Raw genomic sequence first — 18,202 nt, 5'->3', positions numbered from 1 at the left:
AGGATCCCCGTGACCATTCGACACTTCGCAACGATGTACGGGGAGTTCCCTCTTGAGAGGTATGAGGCCGACGAGAAGGGCGGGAGCGTTCGGCTCCGCCGGACTGCTCGTCACGGCGACCCTGATAGCCAGTGCCGTCACGGCTCCCACGGCCGGCGCCGCGGACGGCACGAGCGTGCGGGACCGTGAGGCCAAGGGTGTCGCCGTCGCCGCCGCCAAGGCGGCGAAGCAGGGCATCACGTGGCAGGACTGCCCCGAGAGCTGGGGGCTGGAGAAGCCCATCCAGTGCGGCTGGGTCACCGTGCCGCTGGACTACGCCAAGCCGAACGGCAAGCAGATCAAGCTCGCCGTCGACCGGATCGGCAGCACCGGTACGAAGGAGGAGCGCCAGGGCGCGCTCGTCTACAACCCCGGCGGCCCGGGCGGCTCGGGCCTGCGCTTCCCGCGCCGGGTCACGACCAAGAACCCCCTGTGGGTCAACACGTCCAAGGCCTACGACTTCGTGGGCTTCGACCCGCGTGGTGTCGGCAAGTCGGCGCCCATCTCCTGTGCCGATCCGCAGGAGTTCGTGAAGGCGCCCAAGATGGACCCGGTCCCGGACTCCGAGGCCGACAAGCGCAAGCAGCGCGGGCTCGCGGCGAAGTACGCGGCCGGCTGCAAGGAGCGCAGCGGCGAGATGCTGCCGCACATGACGACCCCGAACACCGCGCGCGACCTGGACGTCATCCGGGCCGCCCTCGGGGAGAAGAAGCTCAACTTCCTCGGTGTCTCGTACGGCACGTACATCGGCGCCGTCTACGGCACCCTCTTCCCGAACCACGTGCGCCGCATGGTCGTCGACAGCGTGGTGAACCCCTCCCGCGAGAAGATCTGGTACCAGGCCAACCTGGACCAGGACGTCGCCTTCGAGACGCGCTGGAAGGACTGGACGACGTGGGTCGCGGCGCACGACGCGACCTATCACCTCGGTGACACCCAGGCGAAGGTGCAGGCGAACTGGCTGAAGCTGCGCGCCACCGCGAAGAAGAACCCCCTCGGCGGGCTGGTCGGCCCGGCCGAGCTGATCTCCTTCTTCCAGAGCGCCCCGTACTACGACTCCGCGTGGGCGCCCACCGCCCAGGTGTGGAGCAAGTACGCCGCCGGTGACACCCAGGCGCTGGTGGACGCGGCCGCCCCGGACCTCTCCGACACGGCGGGCAACGCCGCCTCGGAGAACGGCAACGCCGTCTACACGGCGGTCGAGTGCACCGACGCCAAGTGGCCCACCAGTTGGAAGAAGTGGGACCGCGACAACACCCGGCTGCACAAGAACCACCCGTTCATGACCTGGGCCAACGCCTGGATGAACCTGCCGTGCGCCACCTGGCCGTCCAAGCAGTACACCCCGGTGGACGTGAAGACCAGGAAGGGCCTGCCGCCCGTCCTGATCGTCCAGGCCGAGCGGGACGCGGCCACGCCGTACGAGGGCGCCGTCGAACTGCACAAGCGGTTCAAGGGCTCCAGGCTGATCACGGAGACGAAGGCCGGCTCCCACGGAGTCACCGGCCTGGTCAACCCGTGCGTCAACGAGCGCGTGGACACCTACCTGCTCACCGGCAAGGTGGGCAAGGCCGACGTGAAGTGCGCCCCGCACGCCACGCCGACCCCGTAGGACCCGAAGGGCCGTAGGGCCCTGGAAGCGGCGAGGGGGCGACCGGCACCGGTCGCCCCCTCGCTCATGCGCTCACACCTGCCGCCCCGCCAGCCAGGCGTCCTCCGCCGCGTAGTCGAAGAGGTCCCCGTACACCTCGGCCATCCTGGGGTACGCCTCCCGCCAGTCCCGTCCGCCCGCGAGTCGGCCCTCGATCCAGGCGACCGTCTCCGGCAGCGAATCCGCGTACCGGACCACCGGGCGGTAGCCCAACTCCCGCTCGGCCGCCGACATGTCGCACACCACCGGCGCCGGCACGGTCCACGGGGTCTCGCCCACGGTGGGCGACGGGGCGGGGCCGTCGACGAGCACGTTCTCCGCCCGTACGCCCATCACCGCGTCGACGGCGGCGGCGATCTCCACGACGGTGGGCGCGTCGGGGTCGACGGCGTTCAGCGCCCGCGCACCGGGCCGGGCGGCGGCCAGCCGGATCAGCTCGGCGATGTTGTGGACGCTCGCCGGATGGAAGCGGCTCGCACCGCCGTGGGCGAGGATCCGGCGCGGCCTGCGGTCCAGGTTGCGCTTCACGAAGTACAGCTCGCGCGGTGTACGGCAGTGCGGCCCGTGGATGGCGCCCGCGCGCAGCAGGGTCGTGGGCAACCGGTAGCCCTCGGCGAGGAGTTCACGTTCCAGGCCGGCCTTGCGGGTGCTGTAGGAGGTGTCGTCCGGCCGGATCGTGCGCTGGCTCTCGGGCAGGGGCAGCGGGTAGACGGGGAAGCCGTCCGGCTCCGCCTGGGTGTCGAAGCTGCGGCCCTTGTCGTCCTCGTACACCGAGACGCTGGAGACGACGACCGCCGAGCCCACCCGGTCGGCCGACGACAGCAACTGCCGGGCGTGTTCGGGACCGTACGCGACCACGTCCACCAGCACGTCGCAGCCGTCACCGATCGCGGCCGACAGCGCCGCGTCGTCGCCCCGGTCGGCCGAGACGGTGCGTACCTCCTCCGGCCAGTCGTCGTCGCGGCCGCCGCCCCGCGAGACGGCCGTCACCGCCCACCCGTCGCGCGCCAGCGCCGCCACGGCCGGTCGGCCGATCTGTCCCGTCGCTCCGATCACCACAGCACGTCGTGTCATGGCCCCGACCGTACGGCGCCCGGGTACCGGGCGTCGCGCTGCTCTGCCACCGGCAGAACACCGACGGGTCCCGACCCGGGCTGCTCCGCCGGGGGCTCGCTCAACTCAGCGGCATGCGCGGGAACTTGCGCTCCTTCGCCGCGGCGGCCTCCTCCGCCTTCACGACGGCCGCGTACTGGTCGACGTACTCCTGCTCGGAGAGCGTGAGGATCGCGTACATGATCTCGTCGGTGATGGCGCGCAGCACGGCCTTCTCGTTCTCCATGCCCTCGTAGCGGGAGAAGTCGAGGGGCTTGCCGAAGCGGATGACGACGGGGTGGATGTTGGGGATGACCTTGCCCGGGGGCTGCGCCTCGAAGGTGCCGATCATGGCGCACGGGATGACGGGCACGCCGGCCTTGAGCGCCATGACGGCGACGCCGACCTTGCCCTTGTAGAGGCGGCCGTCGTGCGAGCGGGTGCCCTCCGGGTAGATGCCGAGGAGTTCGTCCTTGCTCAGCACGCCGAGGCCCTCGCGGATGGCGGCCTGGCCCGCGTCCTTGCCGGAGCGGTCGACCGGGATCTGCCCGGCGCTGCGGAAGAAGAACGCCGTCAGCCGGCCCTTGAGACCCGGGCCGGTGAAGTACTCGGCCTTCGCCAGGAAGGTGATGCGGCGCTTGAGGATCGCGGGCATGAGGAAGTGGTCCGAGAAGGACAGGTGATTGCCCGCGACGATGGCGGCGCCCGACGACGGCACGTGTTCGAGGCCCTCGATGCGAGGCCGGAAGACCAGTCTCAGCAGGGGGCCCAGAAGCACGTACTTGAGCAGGTAATAGAACACGGCGTCTCCCTCGCGCTACCGGATCGGCTCTGTGGACGTGTTCGGACTCACGAGGACTCCTCGCTGACCTCGCTGACGCTGCGTCAGGCGCATGAGCGCTGGTGGGCCTCGTCCTGCGTGTCGACGATTGATCGTAGCCCGACGTGCCACGTCACCGGGAGGAGGCCGGAGCAAACCGAACAGCGGGGGTCGACCGGCAGCCGGGGGAGGGGGTCGCGGGGAGGGGGCTGGTGGCCGTGGGGGCGTGGCGGCAGCCGCCGCACCCGTGACACCCGCACGCGCGCTCCCGCCGGTACCCCCGGCCGGCGTCGCCGCCTGATCGACATGCCGTCTCCCGTGGGCGGGCTTAGCGTCGGCATATGCGCGTAGGGCGTGGCGCCGAATGACCGGGCCCGGTGCGGAGCCGGGTGCGGCCGATCCGCTCGGTGAGACCCTGGCGGCGATCGTGCGCCGTACGGGCGCCAGGTCCGCGGGCGTCTACGTCCTGGACCCGGCCGAGGCCGTCCTCGGCCTGATCGCCCTGTGCGGTGTCCCGGTCGACGCCTTCGCGCCGTGGTGGCGGGCCCCCTACGCCGTCCACGGCCCGACCCAGGACGCGATACGCAACGAGCGGCTCGTCTGGGTCAGTTCACTGGACGAGTTGGCCCGCTGCTATCCGCGCGTCGCGGCGAGCATCCCCTACCAGGTCGCGTTCGCGGTCGTCCCGCTCACGGGGATCCGGCACTGCCGGGGCGCCCTGCTGCTGATGTGGTCCCCGGGCCGGTCACCGGTCCTCAGCCGCCGGGAGCGCGGCCGGATCATGGCCGGTGCCCGCCGTATCGCCCGCGTACTGGACGGGGCCGCCCTGCCTCCGCCCATCCCCAAGCGGCCCCGCTTCGTCCGCCCCGACCGCCCGGAAGCGGTACCGCAATCCGGGTCCGAGGCGGCCCGGCTGGTGGAACGCCTGCCCCTCGGCACGCTCGCCCTCGACCTCGGTGGCCGCATCACCTACGTGAACGCCGCGGCCGCCGGACTGCTGGCCAGACCGGCCGAACAACTGCTCGGCACACGACCGTGGCAGTCACTGACCTGGCTCGACAACATCGCGTACATGGACGCGTACCGCACCGCCATGAGCAGCCGCGAGCCGGTCGCCCTGACCGTCCTGCGGCCCCCGAACCAGTGGCTCGACCTCCGCCTCCAGACGGACGACAGCGGTACCAGCGTCCTCATCGCCCCGGACCCGTCCTCCCGGCCCCTCGGCGGGCGGCCGACCTTCACCGGCACCCCGACGCACAGCCGCATCCACCTGCTGATGGCGCTGGCGGCGGCCCTGACGGAGGCCGTCGGCGTCCAGGACGTCGTCGACCTGGTCGCCGACCGGATCCTGCCCGCCTTCGGCGCCCACGGCATGATCATGTCCACCGCGCAGGCCGGCCGCATCCAGATCATCGGGGCCCGGGGCTACGACCCCGCCGTCATCGAGCAGTTCGACGGCCTGCCCACGGACGCCGACCTGACCCCCGCCGGGCGCGCGCTGACCACCGGAGCCGCCTCCTTCTTCGCCGACCGCGGTGAACTCGCCCGCCTCTACCCGAGAGCCCCGCAGATCTCCGACAAGCACGCGTGGGCCTTCCTGCCCCTGCTCAGCTCCGGGCACCCCATCGGCTGCCTGCTGCTCGCCTACGACGAGCCCCACCCCTTCTCCGCCGCCGAGCGTTCCCTCCTCACGCCCCTCGCCGGGCTCATCGCCCAGGCCCTGGACCGCGCACGCCTCTACGACGTCAAACACAACCTCGCCCACGCCCTGCAGCAGACCCTCCTGCCGCACGCCCTGCCGACCGTGACCGGCCTGGAGGTCGCCGCCCGCTACCTCCCCGCGAGCCACGGCATGGACGTCGGCGGCGACTTCTACGACCTCATCCGCCTCACCGACACCACCGCCGCCGCGGTCATCGGAGACGTGCAGGGGCACGACATGGCGGCCGCCGCCCTCATGGGACAGGTGCGCATGGCCGTCCACGCCCACGCCACGGCCGGAGCCACGCCCGACCAGGTCCTCACCCGCACCGACCGCGACCTCGCCGACCTGAACGCCGGCCGCTTCGTCTCCTGCCTGTACGCCCACCTCGACCTCGCCCGTCACCGGGCCACCCTCGCCGGTGCCGGACACCCCCCACCGCTCCTGCGCGCGCCCGACGGCCGCACCCGTCCCGTCGACATCCGCCCCGGCCCCCCGCTCGGCATCGGCATCGGGACGCCCGCCTACCCGCTCACCACGCTGTCCCTGGGTCCCGAGACGCTGCTCGCCCTCTACACCGACGGCCTGGTGGAGGACCCCGGCACCGACATCGGCCGGACCATCGCCGACCTCGCCGACCACCTCGGCGAGTCCGGTGACCTCCCGCTGCACCGACTCGTGGACGACCTCGTCCACCACACCCACCGCACCGGCCGGCACACCGACGACATCGCCCTGCTGCTGCTCCGGCCCCACCGCACCGCCGAGCCATGACCGGACTCGGCGGTGCGGTGCGGCTCAGGAGGCCTCGCCCAGAACCTCCCCCAACGTCCCCAGCGCCGACCGGAGTTCCGTCCCCGTGATCGTCAGGGGCGGCGCCAGACGGATGGTCGAGCCGTGGGTGTCCTTGACCAGGATGCCCCGCTCCATGAGCCGGTGACTGATCTCGCGGCCCGTGCCGATCGCGGGGTCGACGTCGACGCCCGCCCACAGTCCGCGCGCCCGGAAGCCGACCACGCCCCGGCCGACCAGTTCGGTGAGCCCCTCCCGCAGCACGCCGCCCAGTTCGGCGGCCCGGAGCTGGAACTCCCCGGTGCGCAGCAGCTCGACCACCGCCGACCCGACCGCCGCGGCGAGCGGGTTGCCGCCGAACGTCGAGCCGTGCTCGCCGGGCCGCAGGACCGACAGCACCTCACGACGGGCCACCACCGCCGACACCGGCACGATGCCGCCGCCGAGCGCCTTGCCGAGCAGGACGGCGTCGGGCAGCACGTCCTCGTGCTCGACGGCGAGCGTCCGGCCGGTGCGGCCGAGGCCCGACTGGATCTCGTCCGCGATGAACAGACAACCGGCGCGCCGGGTCAGCTCGCGGACCCCGCGCAGATAGCCGTCGTCCGGGATGAGGACGCCCGCCTCACCCTGGATGGGCTCGATGAGCACGGCGGCCGTCGTCTCGTCGACCGCCGCCTCCAGCGCCGCGAGGTCGTTGTACGGGACCACCCGGAACCCGGGCGTGAACGGGCCGAAGCCGTCCCGGGCCACCGGGTCCGTGGAGAAGCTGACGATCGTCGTGGTCCGGCCGTGGAAGTTGCCGTCGGCCACCACGATCGTCGCCCGGTCGGCCGGGACGCCCTTCACCTCGTACGCCCACTTGCGGGCCACCTTGATCGCGCTCTCCACGGCCTCGGCGCCCGTGTTCATCGGCAGCACCATGTCCAGGCCGGTCAGCTCGGCCAGCGACTCGGCGAACTCGGCGAGCCGGTCGTTGTGGAAGGCCCGCGAGGTCAGGGTGAGGGTGTCGAGCTGGCGGTGCGCGGCCTCGATCAGCGCCGGGTGGCGGTGGCCGAAGTTGAGCGCGGAGTAGCCGGCCAGCATGTCGAGATAGCGGCGGCCCTCGACGTCCACGACCCAGGTGCCCTCGGCACGGGCGACGACCACGGGCAGCGGGTGGTAGTTGTGCGCGAGGACGGGCTCCTCGGCACGGATGAGGTCGGCCGACGAACGTGCGCGGACGGGAGCGGTCATGAGCGGATCTCCTGAGTGACGCACTTGATGCCGCCGCCGGCCTTCTGGAACTCCGACAGGTCGACGGGGACGGGAACGTAGCCCTGCCGGGCGAGCTGGTCGGCGAGGTCCTTGGCGCGGGGCGAGATGAACACATGGCGGCCGTCGGACACCGAGTTCAGGCCGAAGGCCATGGCGTCCTCGCGGGTGGCGATCACCGCGTCCGGGTACAGGCGGGCGAGGACCGCGCGGCTGCCGGGGGAGAACGCCTCCGGGTAGTAGGCGATGTTGCCCGCGGAGCCGTCGCCGCCGTCGTCCAGGACGAACAGCGCCGTGTCCAGATGGTAGAAACGCGGGTCCACCAGCTGGAGGCTGATCACGGGGACGCCGAAGAACTCCTGCGCCAGGCGATGCGCCTCACGGGTGGTGCGGAAGCCGGTCCCGGCGAGCAGATAGCGACCGGTCGGCACCAGATCGCCCTCCCCCTCGCACACCGCCTCGGAGCGGAACACCTCGTACCCGGCGTTCTTGAACCAGGCGTCGTAGGCGGTGGACTCGGGGCGTCGCTCGGGCGCGTGGAACAGCGAGCCGAGGACACGGCCGCCGAGGACGAGCGCGCAGTTGGCCGCGAACACCATGTCCGGCAGCGCCGCCACCGGCTCCACGGAGTCCACGGTGTGACCATGGGCCCGATAGGCGCGGATCAGCTCCTGCCACTGGTCCTGGGCGAGGTCGACATCCACGGGGGTGTCCGGATGCATCCACGGATTGATCGAGTACTGCACGGCGAAGTGTCTGGGTTCGCAGACGAGAAAGCGCCGAAGGCGCGGCACACGGCTGTCGGGCACAGAGGGTTTCTCCGCTTCCTGACGGTGTCGACGGGGATGACACCACGGTAGGAATCGGCCCAGGCGCACGACAAGGAACGAACGTTGCGTGTTCGCGCAGTAATGCTGCGTGTTTGGCGAGCTCAACGCACGTTCGCTGCGTCCTGGGTCGCGGCGGCCTCCGGAGCCTCCGGCAGCAGGTGCGACAGCACCATGTAGCTGATCGTCTTCCGGATGAACGGCTCGGTGCGGATCCGCTCCAGCACCTCCTCGAAGTGCTCCACGTCCACCGCCCGCACGTGCAGCAGCGCGTCCGCGCCCCCGGTCACCGTCATCGCCGCCGTGATCTCCGGATGGTTGCGCACCACCTCCGCGAGCCGCCGGGGCGGCGCTGCGCCCTCGCAGTACACCTCCACGTACGCCTCCGTGCGCCAGCCGAGCGCCGCCGGTTGCACCGTCGCCGTGAAGCCGGTGATGACCCCGGTCTCGCGCAGCCGGTCCACCCGCCGCTTGACCGCGGTGGCCGACAGACCGATGTCCGAGCCGATCTCGGCGAAGCTGGTCCTCGCGTTCGCCATCAACGCCGTGATGATCTTGCGGTCGAGCTCGTCGAACGCCGCGGACTTGCTGTTCATGAGGGCACTGTAGCCAGCGGGAGGCGTCCGCGACCCCCGCCGCGAAGGCCTCCGCCGCGCGCCCGTGTGCATGAGTACGAATTACTCCTACACTCCACGTTCATGCTGCGCGCGCTCGCCGTCGATGACGAGAAACCCTCCCTGGAGGAGCTGCTGTACCTGCTGAACGCGGATCCACGGGTCGGCAGCGCCGAGGGCGCGAACGACGCCACCGAGGCACTGCGGCGGATCAACCGCGCCCTGGAGTCCGGCCCCGACGGACCCGAGGCGATCGACGTCGTCTTCCTCGACATCCAGATGGCCGGACTCGACGGCCTCGACCTCGCCCGCCTCCTCACCGGCTTCGCCCGGCCCCCGCTGGTCGTCTTCGTCACCGCGCACGAGGGCTTCGCCGTCCAGGCCTTCGACCTCAAGGCCGTCGACTACGTCCTCAAACCGGTACGCCGGGAACGCCTCGCCGAGGCGATCCGCCGGGCCGCCCAGCTCCGCGAGGCGACCACGGCGCCCGCCCCGCCGATCCCCGTCCACGAACCCGACCCCGACCAGATACCCGTCGAGCTCGGCGGGGTGACCCGCTTCGTCGCCGTCGACGACATCACCCACGTCGAGGCCCAGGGCGACTACGCCCGACTGCACACCCCGCAGGGCAGCCACCTCGTCCGCATCCCCCTGTCGACCCTCGAGGAGCGCTGGCGCGCACGCGGGTTCGTCCGCATCCACCGCCGCCATCTCGTCGCCCTGCGCCACGTCGGCGAACTCCGCCTGGACGCGGGCACGGTCAGCGTCCTCGTCGGCCCCGTGGAACTCCAGGTCAGCCGCCGCCACGCCCGCGAACTGCGCGATCTGCTGATGCGCCGGACCACGGGCTGAGGAGCGGCCATGCCGAACGACCCCACCGAACGCCGTGTCGAACGCCGCGTCGTCGTCACCGGGGTGCCCCGCCGCACCCCCCGCCCCTCCGGCCACCAGCGCCCCCGCACCGAGATCGACGAACAGACCACCCTCGGCCACACCTACGTACGCTCCCTCATGCGCAGCCAACTCCGCTCCGCGCTCGCCGTGTTCGCGGTCCTGGTCCTGCTGGTCGGCCCGCTGCCCCTGGTCTTCGCCGCGATGCCGGACGGCGCCGGCCTGGAATGGGCCCTCCTCGGCTTCGGCGTCTACCCCCCGCTGGTCCTCCTCGCCCGCCGGCACGTACGCCGCGCCGAACGCAACGAACAGGACCTCGTCCGCCTCGTCGAGGACCGCTGAGGCGACGCGAGCAGTGAACCCGTGAACGAGGAGACCGAGAGCACGGCATGAACGAGAGCACGGCATGAACGAGAGCAAGGCATGAACGAGAGCAAGGCATGAACGAGAACTACGCCGTCCCCGCGGTGGCCCTCGTCGTCGTGGCGACCGTCTTCGTCGGCGCCTTCGGCCTGCGCATCTCCCGCACGACCTCCGACTTCTACGTCGCCTCCCGCACCGTCGGCCCCCGCCTCAACGCGGCCGCCATCAGCGGCGAGTACCTCTCCGCCGCCTCCTTCCTCGGCATCGCGGGACTGGTGCTGGTCCAGGGCCCCGACATGCTCTGGTACCCGGTCGGCTACACCGCCGGCTACCTCGTCCTCCTGCTCTTCGTCGCCGCCCCGCTGCGCCGCTCCGGTGCCTACACCCTGCCCGACTTCGCCGAGGCACGGCTCGCCTCCAAGACCGTACGACGGCTCGCGGGGGCCTTCGTCGTGGGCGTCGGCTGGCTCTACCTCCTGCCCCAACTCCAGGGCGCGGGACTGACGTTGAACGTGCTCACCGACGCTCCCGAGTGGCTCGGCGGCGTCATCGTCGCCGTCGTCGTCTCCGCCACGGTCGCCGCGGGCGGCATGCGCAGCATCACCTTCGTCCAGGCCTTCCAATACTGGCTCAAGCTCACCGCCCTCCTCGTCCCCGCCCTCTTCCTCGTCCTCGCCTGGCAGGGCGACGGCGCCCCACGCCACGCCTTCGACGAGCCCGCCACCTTCCGCGAACAACGGGTCGTCCGCGTCGACGAGACCCTCGACCTGAAACTCAGCGGTCCGCTCACCGTCACCGCCACCGGCACGATCGACGGCCGCCGCTACGACGACCGGCGTGTGGACCTGCCCACCGGCACCCACCGCATCGACCGCGGCACCCGACTGACCTTCACCGAGGGCGACACCGTCCCCGTCGCCGACCGGGGCACCAACGGCGGCATGTCCACCTCACTCGCCTCCGGCCGCGAGGAACGCCCCCTGTACGCCACCTACGGGCTGATCCTCGCCACCTTCCTCGGCACCATGGGCCTGCCCCACGTCGTCGTCCGCTTCTACACCAGCCCGGACGGGGTCGCCGCCCGCCGCACCACGGTCGTCGTCCTCGGCATGATCGGCGTCTTCTACCTCCTCCCACCGATCTACGGGGCCCTCGGCCGGCTCTACGCCCCCGACCTCACCCTCACCGGCGACGCCGACGCGGCCGTCCTCCTGCTCCCCGACCGCATGATCGGCGGCCTCGGCGGCGACCTGCTCGGCGCGCTGGTCGCGGGCGGCGCCTTCGCCGCGTTCCTGTCGACCGCCTCCGGACTGACCATGGCGGTCGCCGGCGTGCTCACCCAGGACGTGCTGCCCGCCCGGGGCGTACGGCACTTCCGGCTCGGCACGGTCCTCGCCATGGCGGTGCCGCTCGCCGCGAGCGTCCTGGTCGGCGGTCTGCCCGTCGCCGACGCGGTCGGCCTCGCGTTCGCCGTCTCGGCCTCGTCGTTCTGCCCGCTGCTCGTCCTCGGCATCTGGTGGCGGCGCCTCACCCCGCCGGGCGCGGCCGCGGGCATGCTCGTCGGGGGCGGGGCGGCCCTCCTCGCGGTCGCCGCGACCATGGCCGGATACCCCGGCACCGGCACCCTGCACGCCCTGCTGGCCTGGCCCGCCCTCTGGTCCGTACCGCTCGGCTTCCTCACGATGGCCCTGGTGTCCCTGGCCACCCCCGGCAAGGTGCCGCCCGAGACACCGGCGATCCTGGCCCGCTTCCACCTCCCGGAGGAACTGGTCGGCGGCCGCACCCGCGCCGCCACCAAGGAGATCGAACTGTGGCGGCGGTGACGACCGGCGGTGAGGACCGGGCCCACCCGACCGGGCTCGCGCGTGGACCGGCGGAAGGGAACCCAGGAGCGGTGAGCGGTGTACCACATGCAGGAGGTGAGTGATGAGTGGTGAAGTGACCGGCTTCCTGGCCGGGTTCTGCGTGGCCGTGCTTCCGCTGCTCGCGGCCGGCTTCTGGCTCGGCCGCCGCACGGCACACCCGCGCAACAGCCTCGGTGGCCTCGGCACACCCGTCGAGCACGCCACCTTCCAGACCCTGCACACCGCCACCCTCGCCGCGCCCCCGCTGCGCGCCGGCCTCACCGAGGAGACGGCCCGCAGATCGGCCAAGCGGCTGCGCACCCTCCTCGGCACGGACGCGCTCTGCCTCACCGACCACGAGTCGGTCCTCGCCTGGGAGGGCGTCGCGGAGCACCACCGCGCCGAGATCATGGGACACCTGGCGGGCCCGTTGGAGACCGGCCGGGGCGAGGCCTTCCGGCTGACCTGCGACATCATCGACTGCCCGGTGCGCTGGGCGGTGGTCGCCCCCCTCACCGTCGACGACCGCGTCCACGGCGCGCTCGTCGCCTGCGCGCCCCGCGAGTCCGCCGTGCTCGTCCGGGCGGCCGGCGAGGTCGCCCGCTGGGTCTCCGTCCAACTCGAACTGGCCGACCTCGACCAGTCCCGCACCCGCCTGATCGAGGCCGAGATCAAGGCCCTGCGTGCCCAGATCTCCCCGCACTTCATCTTCAACTCGCTCGCGGTGATCGCCTCGTTCGTCCGCACCGATCCCGAGCGCGCCCGTGAACTGCTGCTGGAGTTCGCCGACTTCACCCGCTACTCGTTCCGCAGCCACGGCGACTTCACCACCCTCGCCGACGAACTCCACGCCATCGACCACTACCTGGCACTGGTCCGGGCCCGCTTCGGCGACCGGCTCTCGGTCACGCTGCAGATAGCCCCCGAGGTCCTGCCGGTCACCCTGCCCTTCCTCTGCCTCCAGCCGCTCGTGGAGAACGCGGTGAAGCACGGCCTCGAAGGCCGGTCCGTGACCGCCGCGGGCAAGAGCCACATCAGCATCACCGCGCAGGACGCCGGCGCCGAGGCGCTCGTCGTCATCGAGGACGACGGCGTCGGCATGGAACCCGACGTGCTCCGCCGCATCCTCGCCGGCGAGACCAGCCCCTCGGGCGGCATCGGCCTCAGCAACGTCGACGAGCGGCTCCGCCAGGTGTACGGCGACGACCACGGCCTGGTCATCGAGACCGCGGTGGGCGCGGGCATGAAGATCACCGCCCGGCTGCCCAAATACCAGCCGGGCGTACACCCGGACGGGGGAATACCCCGGACCTGAGACCTGCCGTCGACGGGTCTCAGGTGCGCGCCGCCACCATGCCCAAGGTCAGCAGGCCCAGGACGACCCAGCCGAACCACAGCCAGCCATTGCTGCCGAGGGCCACCGAGTAGGCGGTCACCATGACCAGCCCACCCAAGGTGAGCACTCCCATGGCCTTCGTCGAACCGGGCATCGCAACACCCTTTCTCAGGTCCTCAGGCTTCTTCTCCCTCCATGGTGCCCCCTGTATCGGAAATGACAGTGCAGACGACGAAATGTGCCCCCTTTTTCCAGCCGTCCTCGCTGAGCCAGAAACCCGAGCCGGTCCGGCCGGGCTCATAGCCGTACTCCTGCGGCGGCAGGTTCTTCTCGCAGGCGGCGCGAGCCTGCTCGTGGGCATCGTCGTAGGTGGTGCCGGGACTCATCTCGTGGAATCCGAGCACCTTCTCGTCGTGACGTTCCTGGCAGGAGACCAGTCGGAGCCTGTTGCTGGAGATCATGTCGAGGCAGTCCTGCTTCTGCAGGGTGGCCACGTCGACGAGCACCGTCTCACCTTCTGTGCGGTACTCACCGATCGGCCCGAACACCGGCCTGCGCTCGCCCAGCAGCAGACAGGCGACCCGATGCCCGGCGGCGTCGAAGCCGTCGTCGGTCGGCAGCACGGCGTAGGTGCGGACGTCCACGAGCCTGTCCCGGGCCTCCACGGTGAGCTGCTCGCACTGGGCGGCTCCGCCCGCGCGGGCGTCCTCGGCGGACGAGGCCTCGTAGGAGGCCATCACCTGTCCGTCCATCGTGGGCCCCGCGCACCCGGGCACGATCCGGAGCCGGGGGGCATCCGCGAACGGAGCGCCGGTCCAGGTGACGTCCACGCAGTCGCCGTCCTTGAGCGGCTCGGTCAGCCCCACGGACCCGCCGTACGGCAGCGCGGCGCTCCCGGTGGCTCCGCCGCCGAGGCCGTCCGTCAGCTCCTTCATGTTGCCCATGGCGTACCAGGTCCCGCCGACGATGAGGGCGAGACCGAGGGTGGTGGCCACGCCCGCGAGCAGAGCCCGGCTGCGGTGCCGACGGCGATGTCCACCGGAGCCCGGGCCCGGGCCTCCTGCCGTGCCCCCGCCGGTGGACCCTGGGGGAGGGGCGAAGCCGTCGCCGCCGGCGCCTGCCGCCCGGTGCTCCGCCGGGGACCAGCCGTCCTCACGCGCCTGGGCTCCCGCTCCTTCCGGCACGCCGTGTCCGTGGCCGCCGTGTCCGGCCGGGGGCACGTACCAGGGCGTCTCGTGGGCGACGGGCGAGGCGAAGGGGTGTCGTGGCTCCGCCGTGTGCGTGGGCTCGCTCGCCCACTGCGGTTGCGAGCCGAGGTCGGGCGCGGTACGTGGGTGGGCCTGGGGTGTGACGATCGCGGAGAGTGCCGCCTCGGTCTCGGCGGCGGTGATCCGGCGCACGGGATCCTTGGTGAGCATGGCGGCCAGCACCGGCTCCAGCGCGCCCGCCCGCAGCATGGGACGCGGCTCCTCCAGGACGACGGCGGTGAGCGCCGCGATCTCCGAGTCGCGGTCGAAGGGCCCGTACCCCTCGACGGCGTGGTAGAGCGTGCAGCCCAGCGAGAACAGGTCGGACGCGGCGGTCGGCGGCCCGCCCTGCGCCCGCTCGGGTGCCAGATACCCGGCGGTCCCGACCAGGACGTGGGTCCGGGTGTACCGGGTCTCCTGGGTGTCCGGCTGGACGGAGATGCCGTAGTCGGTGAGGAGGACACGGGCGTACGGCGATCCGGTGCGGTCCGGGGCGAGCAGGATGTTGGCCGGCTTGACGTCCCGGTGCATGACGCCGCGTTCGTGCCCGGCGGTCAGCGCGTCCAGCACGGCGAGCCCGATCCGGGCGCACTCGGCGGGTGCGAGGGCGCCCCGCTGGGCCACCAGCGCCTTGAGATCGAGGGCCCCCGGCACGTACTCCATGACGATCCACGGCAGCGCGTCGTGTTCCAGGACGTCGTGCACGGTGACCACGTTCGGGTGGGCGCGCAGTCCCGCCGCGTGCCGGGCCTCCGCGCGGGCGCGGGCCACGCGGGCGGCGCGGTCCCGCTCGGCCTCGCCGGGATGGCGGAACACGACCTCTTTGAGCGCCACCTTGCAGTCCAGCTGACGGTCGTGCGCCAGCCAGACATGGCCCATGCCGCCGCTGCCCAGCTGGTTCAGCAGGAGATAGCGATCGGCGATGACCCGGCCGACCCCCGAATCCGAATGCGGTGCTCCTGACTGCATCGGTCACCCCCAGGGTTCAGATCCGCATGAACTGGGCCGGTTCCTCGACGGGGTCGCCCGGGGTCCCCGAATCGCTCGGGTCCCCAGGACTTCCCGGGGCGTCGGTCGGTGGGTCACCGGTCGGATCGGGAGCGGACGTGGGGGTGGGGTCCGGAGAGGGGTCCTCCGTGGGGCGCTCGGAGGACGGGGAGGGCGTGGGCGTGAGGGACGTGACGTCCGTGGGCGGGGGAGTGCTGGACTCCGCGGGCGACGACATGTCATCCGTCGGGGAGGAGCCACCGTCCGAGGGTGTCGTGCCCGGATCTGTCGGCGTCGAACTGTTCTCCGTCGGCGACCCGCCCGAGTCCGAGGGCTCCGTCGGCCCCGGCTCCGTCCCGGTCGACCCACCGTCCGCACCCGACCCACCGTCCGCTCCCGACCCACCGTCCGCTCCCGACCCACCGTCCGCACTCGACCCGCCATTCGAACTGGACTCGTCGTCCGATGTCGGACCGCCGTCCGATCCCGACCCGTCGTCCGAGGTCGAGCCACCGTTCGAGCCGGGCCTGGAACCGGCCCCCGAATCGTCGGTGTTGTCCGTGCTGTCGGTGCCGGTGTCGGACGTCTCGCCGGGCCACTCCACGTGCAGTGCCACCGGGGCGCCGAACTCCAGTCGGGCGCCCGGGCCGGGACTGGACCCGGTCACCGGCGCGTCACCCGGCGGCATCTCGTCCCCGGCGACCGTCACCGCCAAGCCCTTCTCCGCCATGGCTGCGCTCGCCTCGCCGAAGGTCAACCCCCGCACCTTCGGCACGGCCTGCCGCGCACGTGTGTCGAACGTCGTGTCGGACTCACCGGTGGTGCCGACGTCCCGGCTGATGCCCCGGTCCGGATCGTCGACGTCGACAAGCTTGATCTCCTTCAACTGCTCGGGCGCGGGCTTCACGACGACCACCGCGGCCTTGTCGTAGCCCTCCCACTGCTCGTTGTCGCCGGCGAAGTCCACCCGGATGCGGTCCGGGTCCGCCGCGAACGAGCGCAGTGGATTTCCGCAGCTGCACTTCACGGCCGGCAGTCCCTGGTCGTCCACCAATACGGCGATCCCGGCTTCCAGCAGCGCGTCGAAGGAGACGGCCCTGCCCTTCTTGTAGTCGTGGTTCTTCACGAGGGTGTCGTGGCGCAGAAGAACAGGGGTGAGGTCGCCGAGATAATCCGGGATGCGGTCGACGCCGACCCCGACGATCCGGGCCCATTCCTGAGCCTTTTTCTTGTTCTCGGGAGCGGTGAGGAAATCCTCCAGCTTGCCCACGTCACAGATCTTCGGCTTCCGTGTGCCCCCGTACAGACCGGGGGTGCTGCCCTGTTGGAGACCGCTGTGCGGCTCGAGGGACCGCAGGTCGGGCTGGTCACGGCCGAGCCGTTCGCCCTCGTCGAAGAAGGGGGCGAGGGACGGGACCCCCGCGGCCACGGCCGTCACCGCGAGCAGTGACGGCGCCGATTCGCCGCAACCGCTGAGAACCAGTACACCCATCAATAGCAAACATGTTCGCAAACGTGCGCGAATGGTCATGACCGCTCCCCCCGCGGTTTCCCCCGTCACCCCGCAGAGCGTATGCGGGGCTCACGCATCATGCTACTGAAGGGCAAAGCCTTTCCGTCAAGAGAAAAGAAAAGGGGCACGGTCCTGTGGCCAAAGAAAAGAATGAGGACACGCAGGGCAAGAAAAAGAAATGAGGCTCAGCGATTACGAGCGTTCAGCGAGGCGAGGTAGGCGTTGTACGCCTCCAGTTCCTTGTCGCCGTCCCGGTCGGCCGCGCGGTCCGTGCGCCGGGCCTGCCGCTGCTCGGAGTTGTACCACTGGAAGAGCAGCGCCAGCAGCACGAGCACCGAGGGGATCTCGCTGAAGGCCCAGGCGATGCCACCGGCCGCGTTCTGGTCGGCGAGGGCGTCGATGCCGAGGGAGGCGGGCGGGTTCTCGTACGTCTTGACCATCGGGGCGGACGCCATCATCAGCGCGATGCCGAAGAAGGCGTGGAACGGCATGCCCGCGAACAGTTCCAGCATCCGCATCAGATAGCCGGGCCGGTGCGGGCCCGGGTCCACGCCCATGATCGGCCAGAAGAAGAACAGCCCGACCAGCAGGAAGTGCGTCATCATCACGATGTGCCCCGGCGTCGACCCCATCAGGAAGTCGAACAACGGGGTGAAGTACAGCCCGTAGAGGCTCGCGATGAACATCGGGATCGTGAACGCCGGATGCGTGACGATCTTCATGTACCAGCTGTGCAGGAACTTCAGCAGCAGCTCACGCGGGCCCGTGCGCCCCTTCCCCGCCACCGGCAGCGCCCGCAGCGCCAGGGTCATCGGCGCCCCCAGCAACAGCACGATCGGCGCCAACATGCTGATCACCATGTGCTGCACCATGTGCACGCTGAACATGACCATGCCGTAGTCGTTCAGCCCGGTGCACGTCACCAGCACCACGAGCAGCACCCCGACGACGAACGCGACGGTCCGCCCGACGGGCCACTTGTCCCCGCGCCGCACCAGCCGCGCGACTCCCCAGCCGTAGAGACCGAGGGCCGTCAGACAGGCGATCAGGAAGAACGGGTCGGCCGACCACGCGAGCCCCCGCCCGAGGGTGAAGGGCAGAAGCCCCATACCGTGCCCGCTGTGATCCATCCGCCGGCTCCTGTTTCGTGGGGGTTGAGCGCTGTACGTCCGCCCCCAGACTAGAACCGCCCCCGGTCGCGGCTACGACCGGGGGCAGAGCATCGAGCCCCTT

At 71.5% G+C, this 18,202-nt stretch carries 15 protein-coding genes; 6 read left to right on the top strand and 9 right to left on the bottom strand.

The features are described from left to right. Positions 1–61: 61 nt before the first annotated feature. Positions 62–1,651 (top strand): alpha/beta hydrolase, encoded by a 1,590-nt coding sequence (locus tag L3078_RS07230; protein WP_239752203.1) that lies wholly within the window; start codon positions 62–64, stop codon positions 1,649–1,651. Positions 1,652–1,723: 72 nt separating this feature from the next. Here the strand turns inward: L3078_RS07230 and L3078_RS07225 are convergent, their stop codons facing one another. Together L3078_RS07225 and L3078_RS07220 are read right to left on the bottom strand one after the other, a co-directional pair. Continuing rightward, on the bottom strand, positions 1,724–2,749 hold the full coding sequence (locus L3078_RS07225; protein ID WP_239760243.1) for an NAD-dependent epimerase/dehydratase family protein: 1,026 nt from the start codon (positions 2,747–2,749) through the stop codon (positions 1,724–1,726). Positions 2,750–2,864: 115 nt separating this feature from the next. Next, positions 2,865–3,584 (bottom strand): lysophospholipid acyltransferase family protein, encoded by a 720-nt coding sequence (locus L3078_RS07220; protein ID WP_045562358.1) that lies wholly within the window; start codon positions 3,582–3,584, stop codon positions 2,865–2,867. 382 nt (positions 3,585–3,966) lie between these two features. Here L3078_RS07220 and L3078_RS07215 point away from each other — a divergent pair, with 382 nt between their 5' ends. Continuing rightward, on the top strand, positions 3,967–6,078 hold the full coding sequence (locus tag L3078_RS07215) for a SpoIIE family protein phosphatase (protein WP_239752202.1): 2,112 nt from the start codon (positions 3,967–3,969) through the stop codon (positions 6,076–6,078). Between the two features lie 24 nt (positions 6,079–6,102). Here L3078_RS07215 and rocD read toward each other — a convergent pair whose 3' ends face one another. The 3 genes from rocD to L3078_RS07200 form a co-directional block, all read right to left on the bottom strand. Further along, positions 6,103–7,329: an ornithine--oxo-acid transaminase gene (rocD, locus tag L3078_RS07210; protein ID WP_239752201.1), complete on the bottom strand. Its 1,227-nt coding sequence runs from the start codon at positions 7,327–7,329 to the stop codon at positions 6,103–6,105. Then, positions 7,326–8,156 carry a dimethylargininase gene (gene ddaH, locus L3078_RS07205; RefSeq protein WP_239752200.1) on the bottom strand — a complete coding sequence of 277 codons (831 nt, stop codon included), beginning with the start codon at positions 8,154–8,156 and terminating at the stop codon, positions 7,326–7,328. Before ddaH ends, rocD begins: the two co-directional genes overlap by 4 nt. A gap of 122 nt (positions 8,157–8,278) precedes the next feature. After that, complete coding sequence (locus tag L3078_RS07200; RefSeq protein ID WP_045562354.1) at positions 8,279–8,770, bottom strand: Lrp/AsnC family transcriptional regulator; 492 nt, start codon at positions 8,768–8,770, stop codon at positions 8,279–8,281. 102 nt (positions 8,771–8,872) lie between these two features. On the opposite strand from L3078_RS07200, the gene L3078_RS07195 reads away from it, so the two are divergent. The 4 genes from L3078_RS07195 to L3078_RS07180 all read left to right on the top strand — a co-directional run bounded on the left by L3078_RS07195 (position 8,873) and on the right by L3078_RS07180 (position 13,201). Further along, the gene (locus L3078_RS07195) at positions 8,873–9,640 is read left to right on the top strand and encodes a LytR/AlgR family response regulator transcription factor (protein ID WP_239752199.1); all 768 of its coding nucleotides are present in this window, start codon (positions 8,873–8,875) and stop codon (positions 9,638–9,640) included. 9 nt (positions 9,641–9,649) lie between these two features. After that, positions 9,650–10,021: a hypothetical protein gene (locus L3078_RS07190; protein ID WP_239752198.1), complete on the top strand. Its 372-nt coding sequence runs from the start codon at positions 9,650–9,652 to the stop codon at positions 10,019–10,021. Between the two features lie 98 nt (positions 10,022–10,119). Further along, entirely contained in the window at positions 10,120–11,865 is a 1,746-nt protein-coding gene (locus tag L3078_RS07185; protein ID WP_239752197.1) for a sodium/solute symporter, read from the top strand. Between the two features lie 115 nt (positions 11,866–11,980). Continuing rightward, the gene (locus L3078_RS07180) at positions 11,981–13,201 is read left to right on the top strand and encodes a sensor histidine kinase (protein WP_239760242.1); all 1,221 of its coding nucleotides are present in this window, start codon (positions 11,981–11,983) and stop codon (positions 13,199–13,201) included. Between the two features lie 19 nt (positions 13,202–13,220). Here the strand turns inward: L3078_RS07180 and L3078_RS07175 are convergent, their stop codons facing one another. From L3078_RS07175 to L3078_RS07160, 4 genes are all read right to left on the bottom strand, one after another. Continuing rightward, positions 13,221–13,376 (bottom strand): hypothetical protein, encoded by a 156-nt coding sequence (locus tag L3078_RS07175; RefSeq protein WP_239752196.1) that lies wholly within the window; start codon positions 13,374–13,376, stop codon positions 13,221–13,223. A gap of 22 nt (positions 13,377–13,398) precedes the next feature. After that, positions 13,399–15,438, bottom strand: coding sequence for a serine/threonine-protein kinase (locus L3078_RS07170; RefSeq protein WP_239752192.1), 2,040 nt, complete (start codon positions 15,436–15,438; stop codon positions 13,399–13,401). Positions 15,439–15,454: 16 nt separating this feature from the next. Next, a complete protein-coding gene (locus tag L3078_RS07165) occupies positions 15,455–16,948 on the bottom strand; it encodes a DUF6777 domain-containing protein (protein ID WP_239752190.1) in 1,494 nt (497 codons plus the stop codon). Positions 16,949–17,154: 206 nt separating this feature from the next. Next, on the bottom strand, positions 17,155–18,099 hold the full coding sequence (locus L3078_RS07160; protein ID WP_239752188.1) for a cytochrome c oxidase assembly protein: 945 nt from the start codon (positions 18,097–18,099) through the stop codon (positions 17,155–17,157). Between the last annotated feature and the right edge of the window lie 103 nt (positions 18,100–18,202).

Origin of the sequence: Streptomyces deccanensis (assembly GCF_022385335.1) — a bacterium.
Taxonomy (GTDB): Bacteria; Actinomycetota; Actinomycetes; order Streptomycetales; family Streptomycetaceae; genus Streptomyces; species Streptomyces deccanensis.
This window is presented reverse-complemented; position numbering and strand designations above follow the sequence as displayed.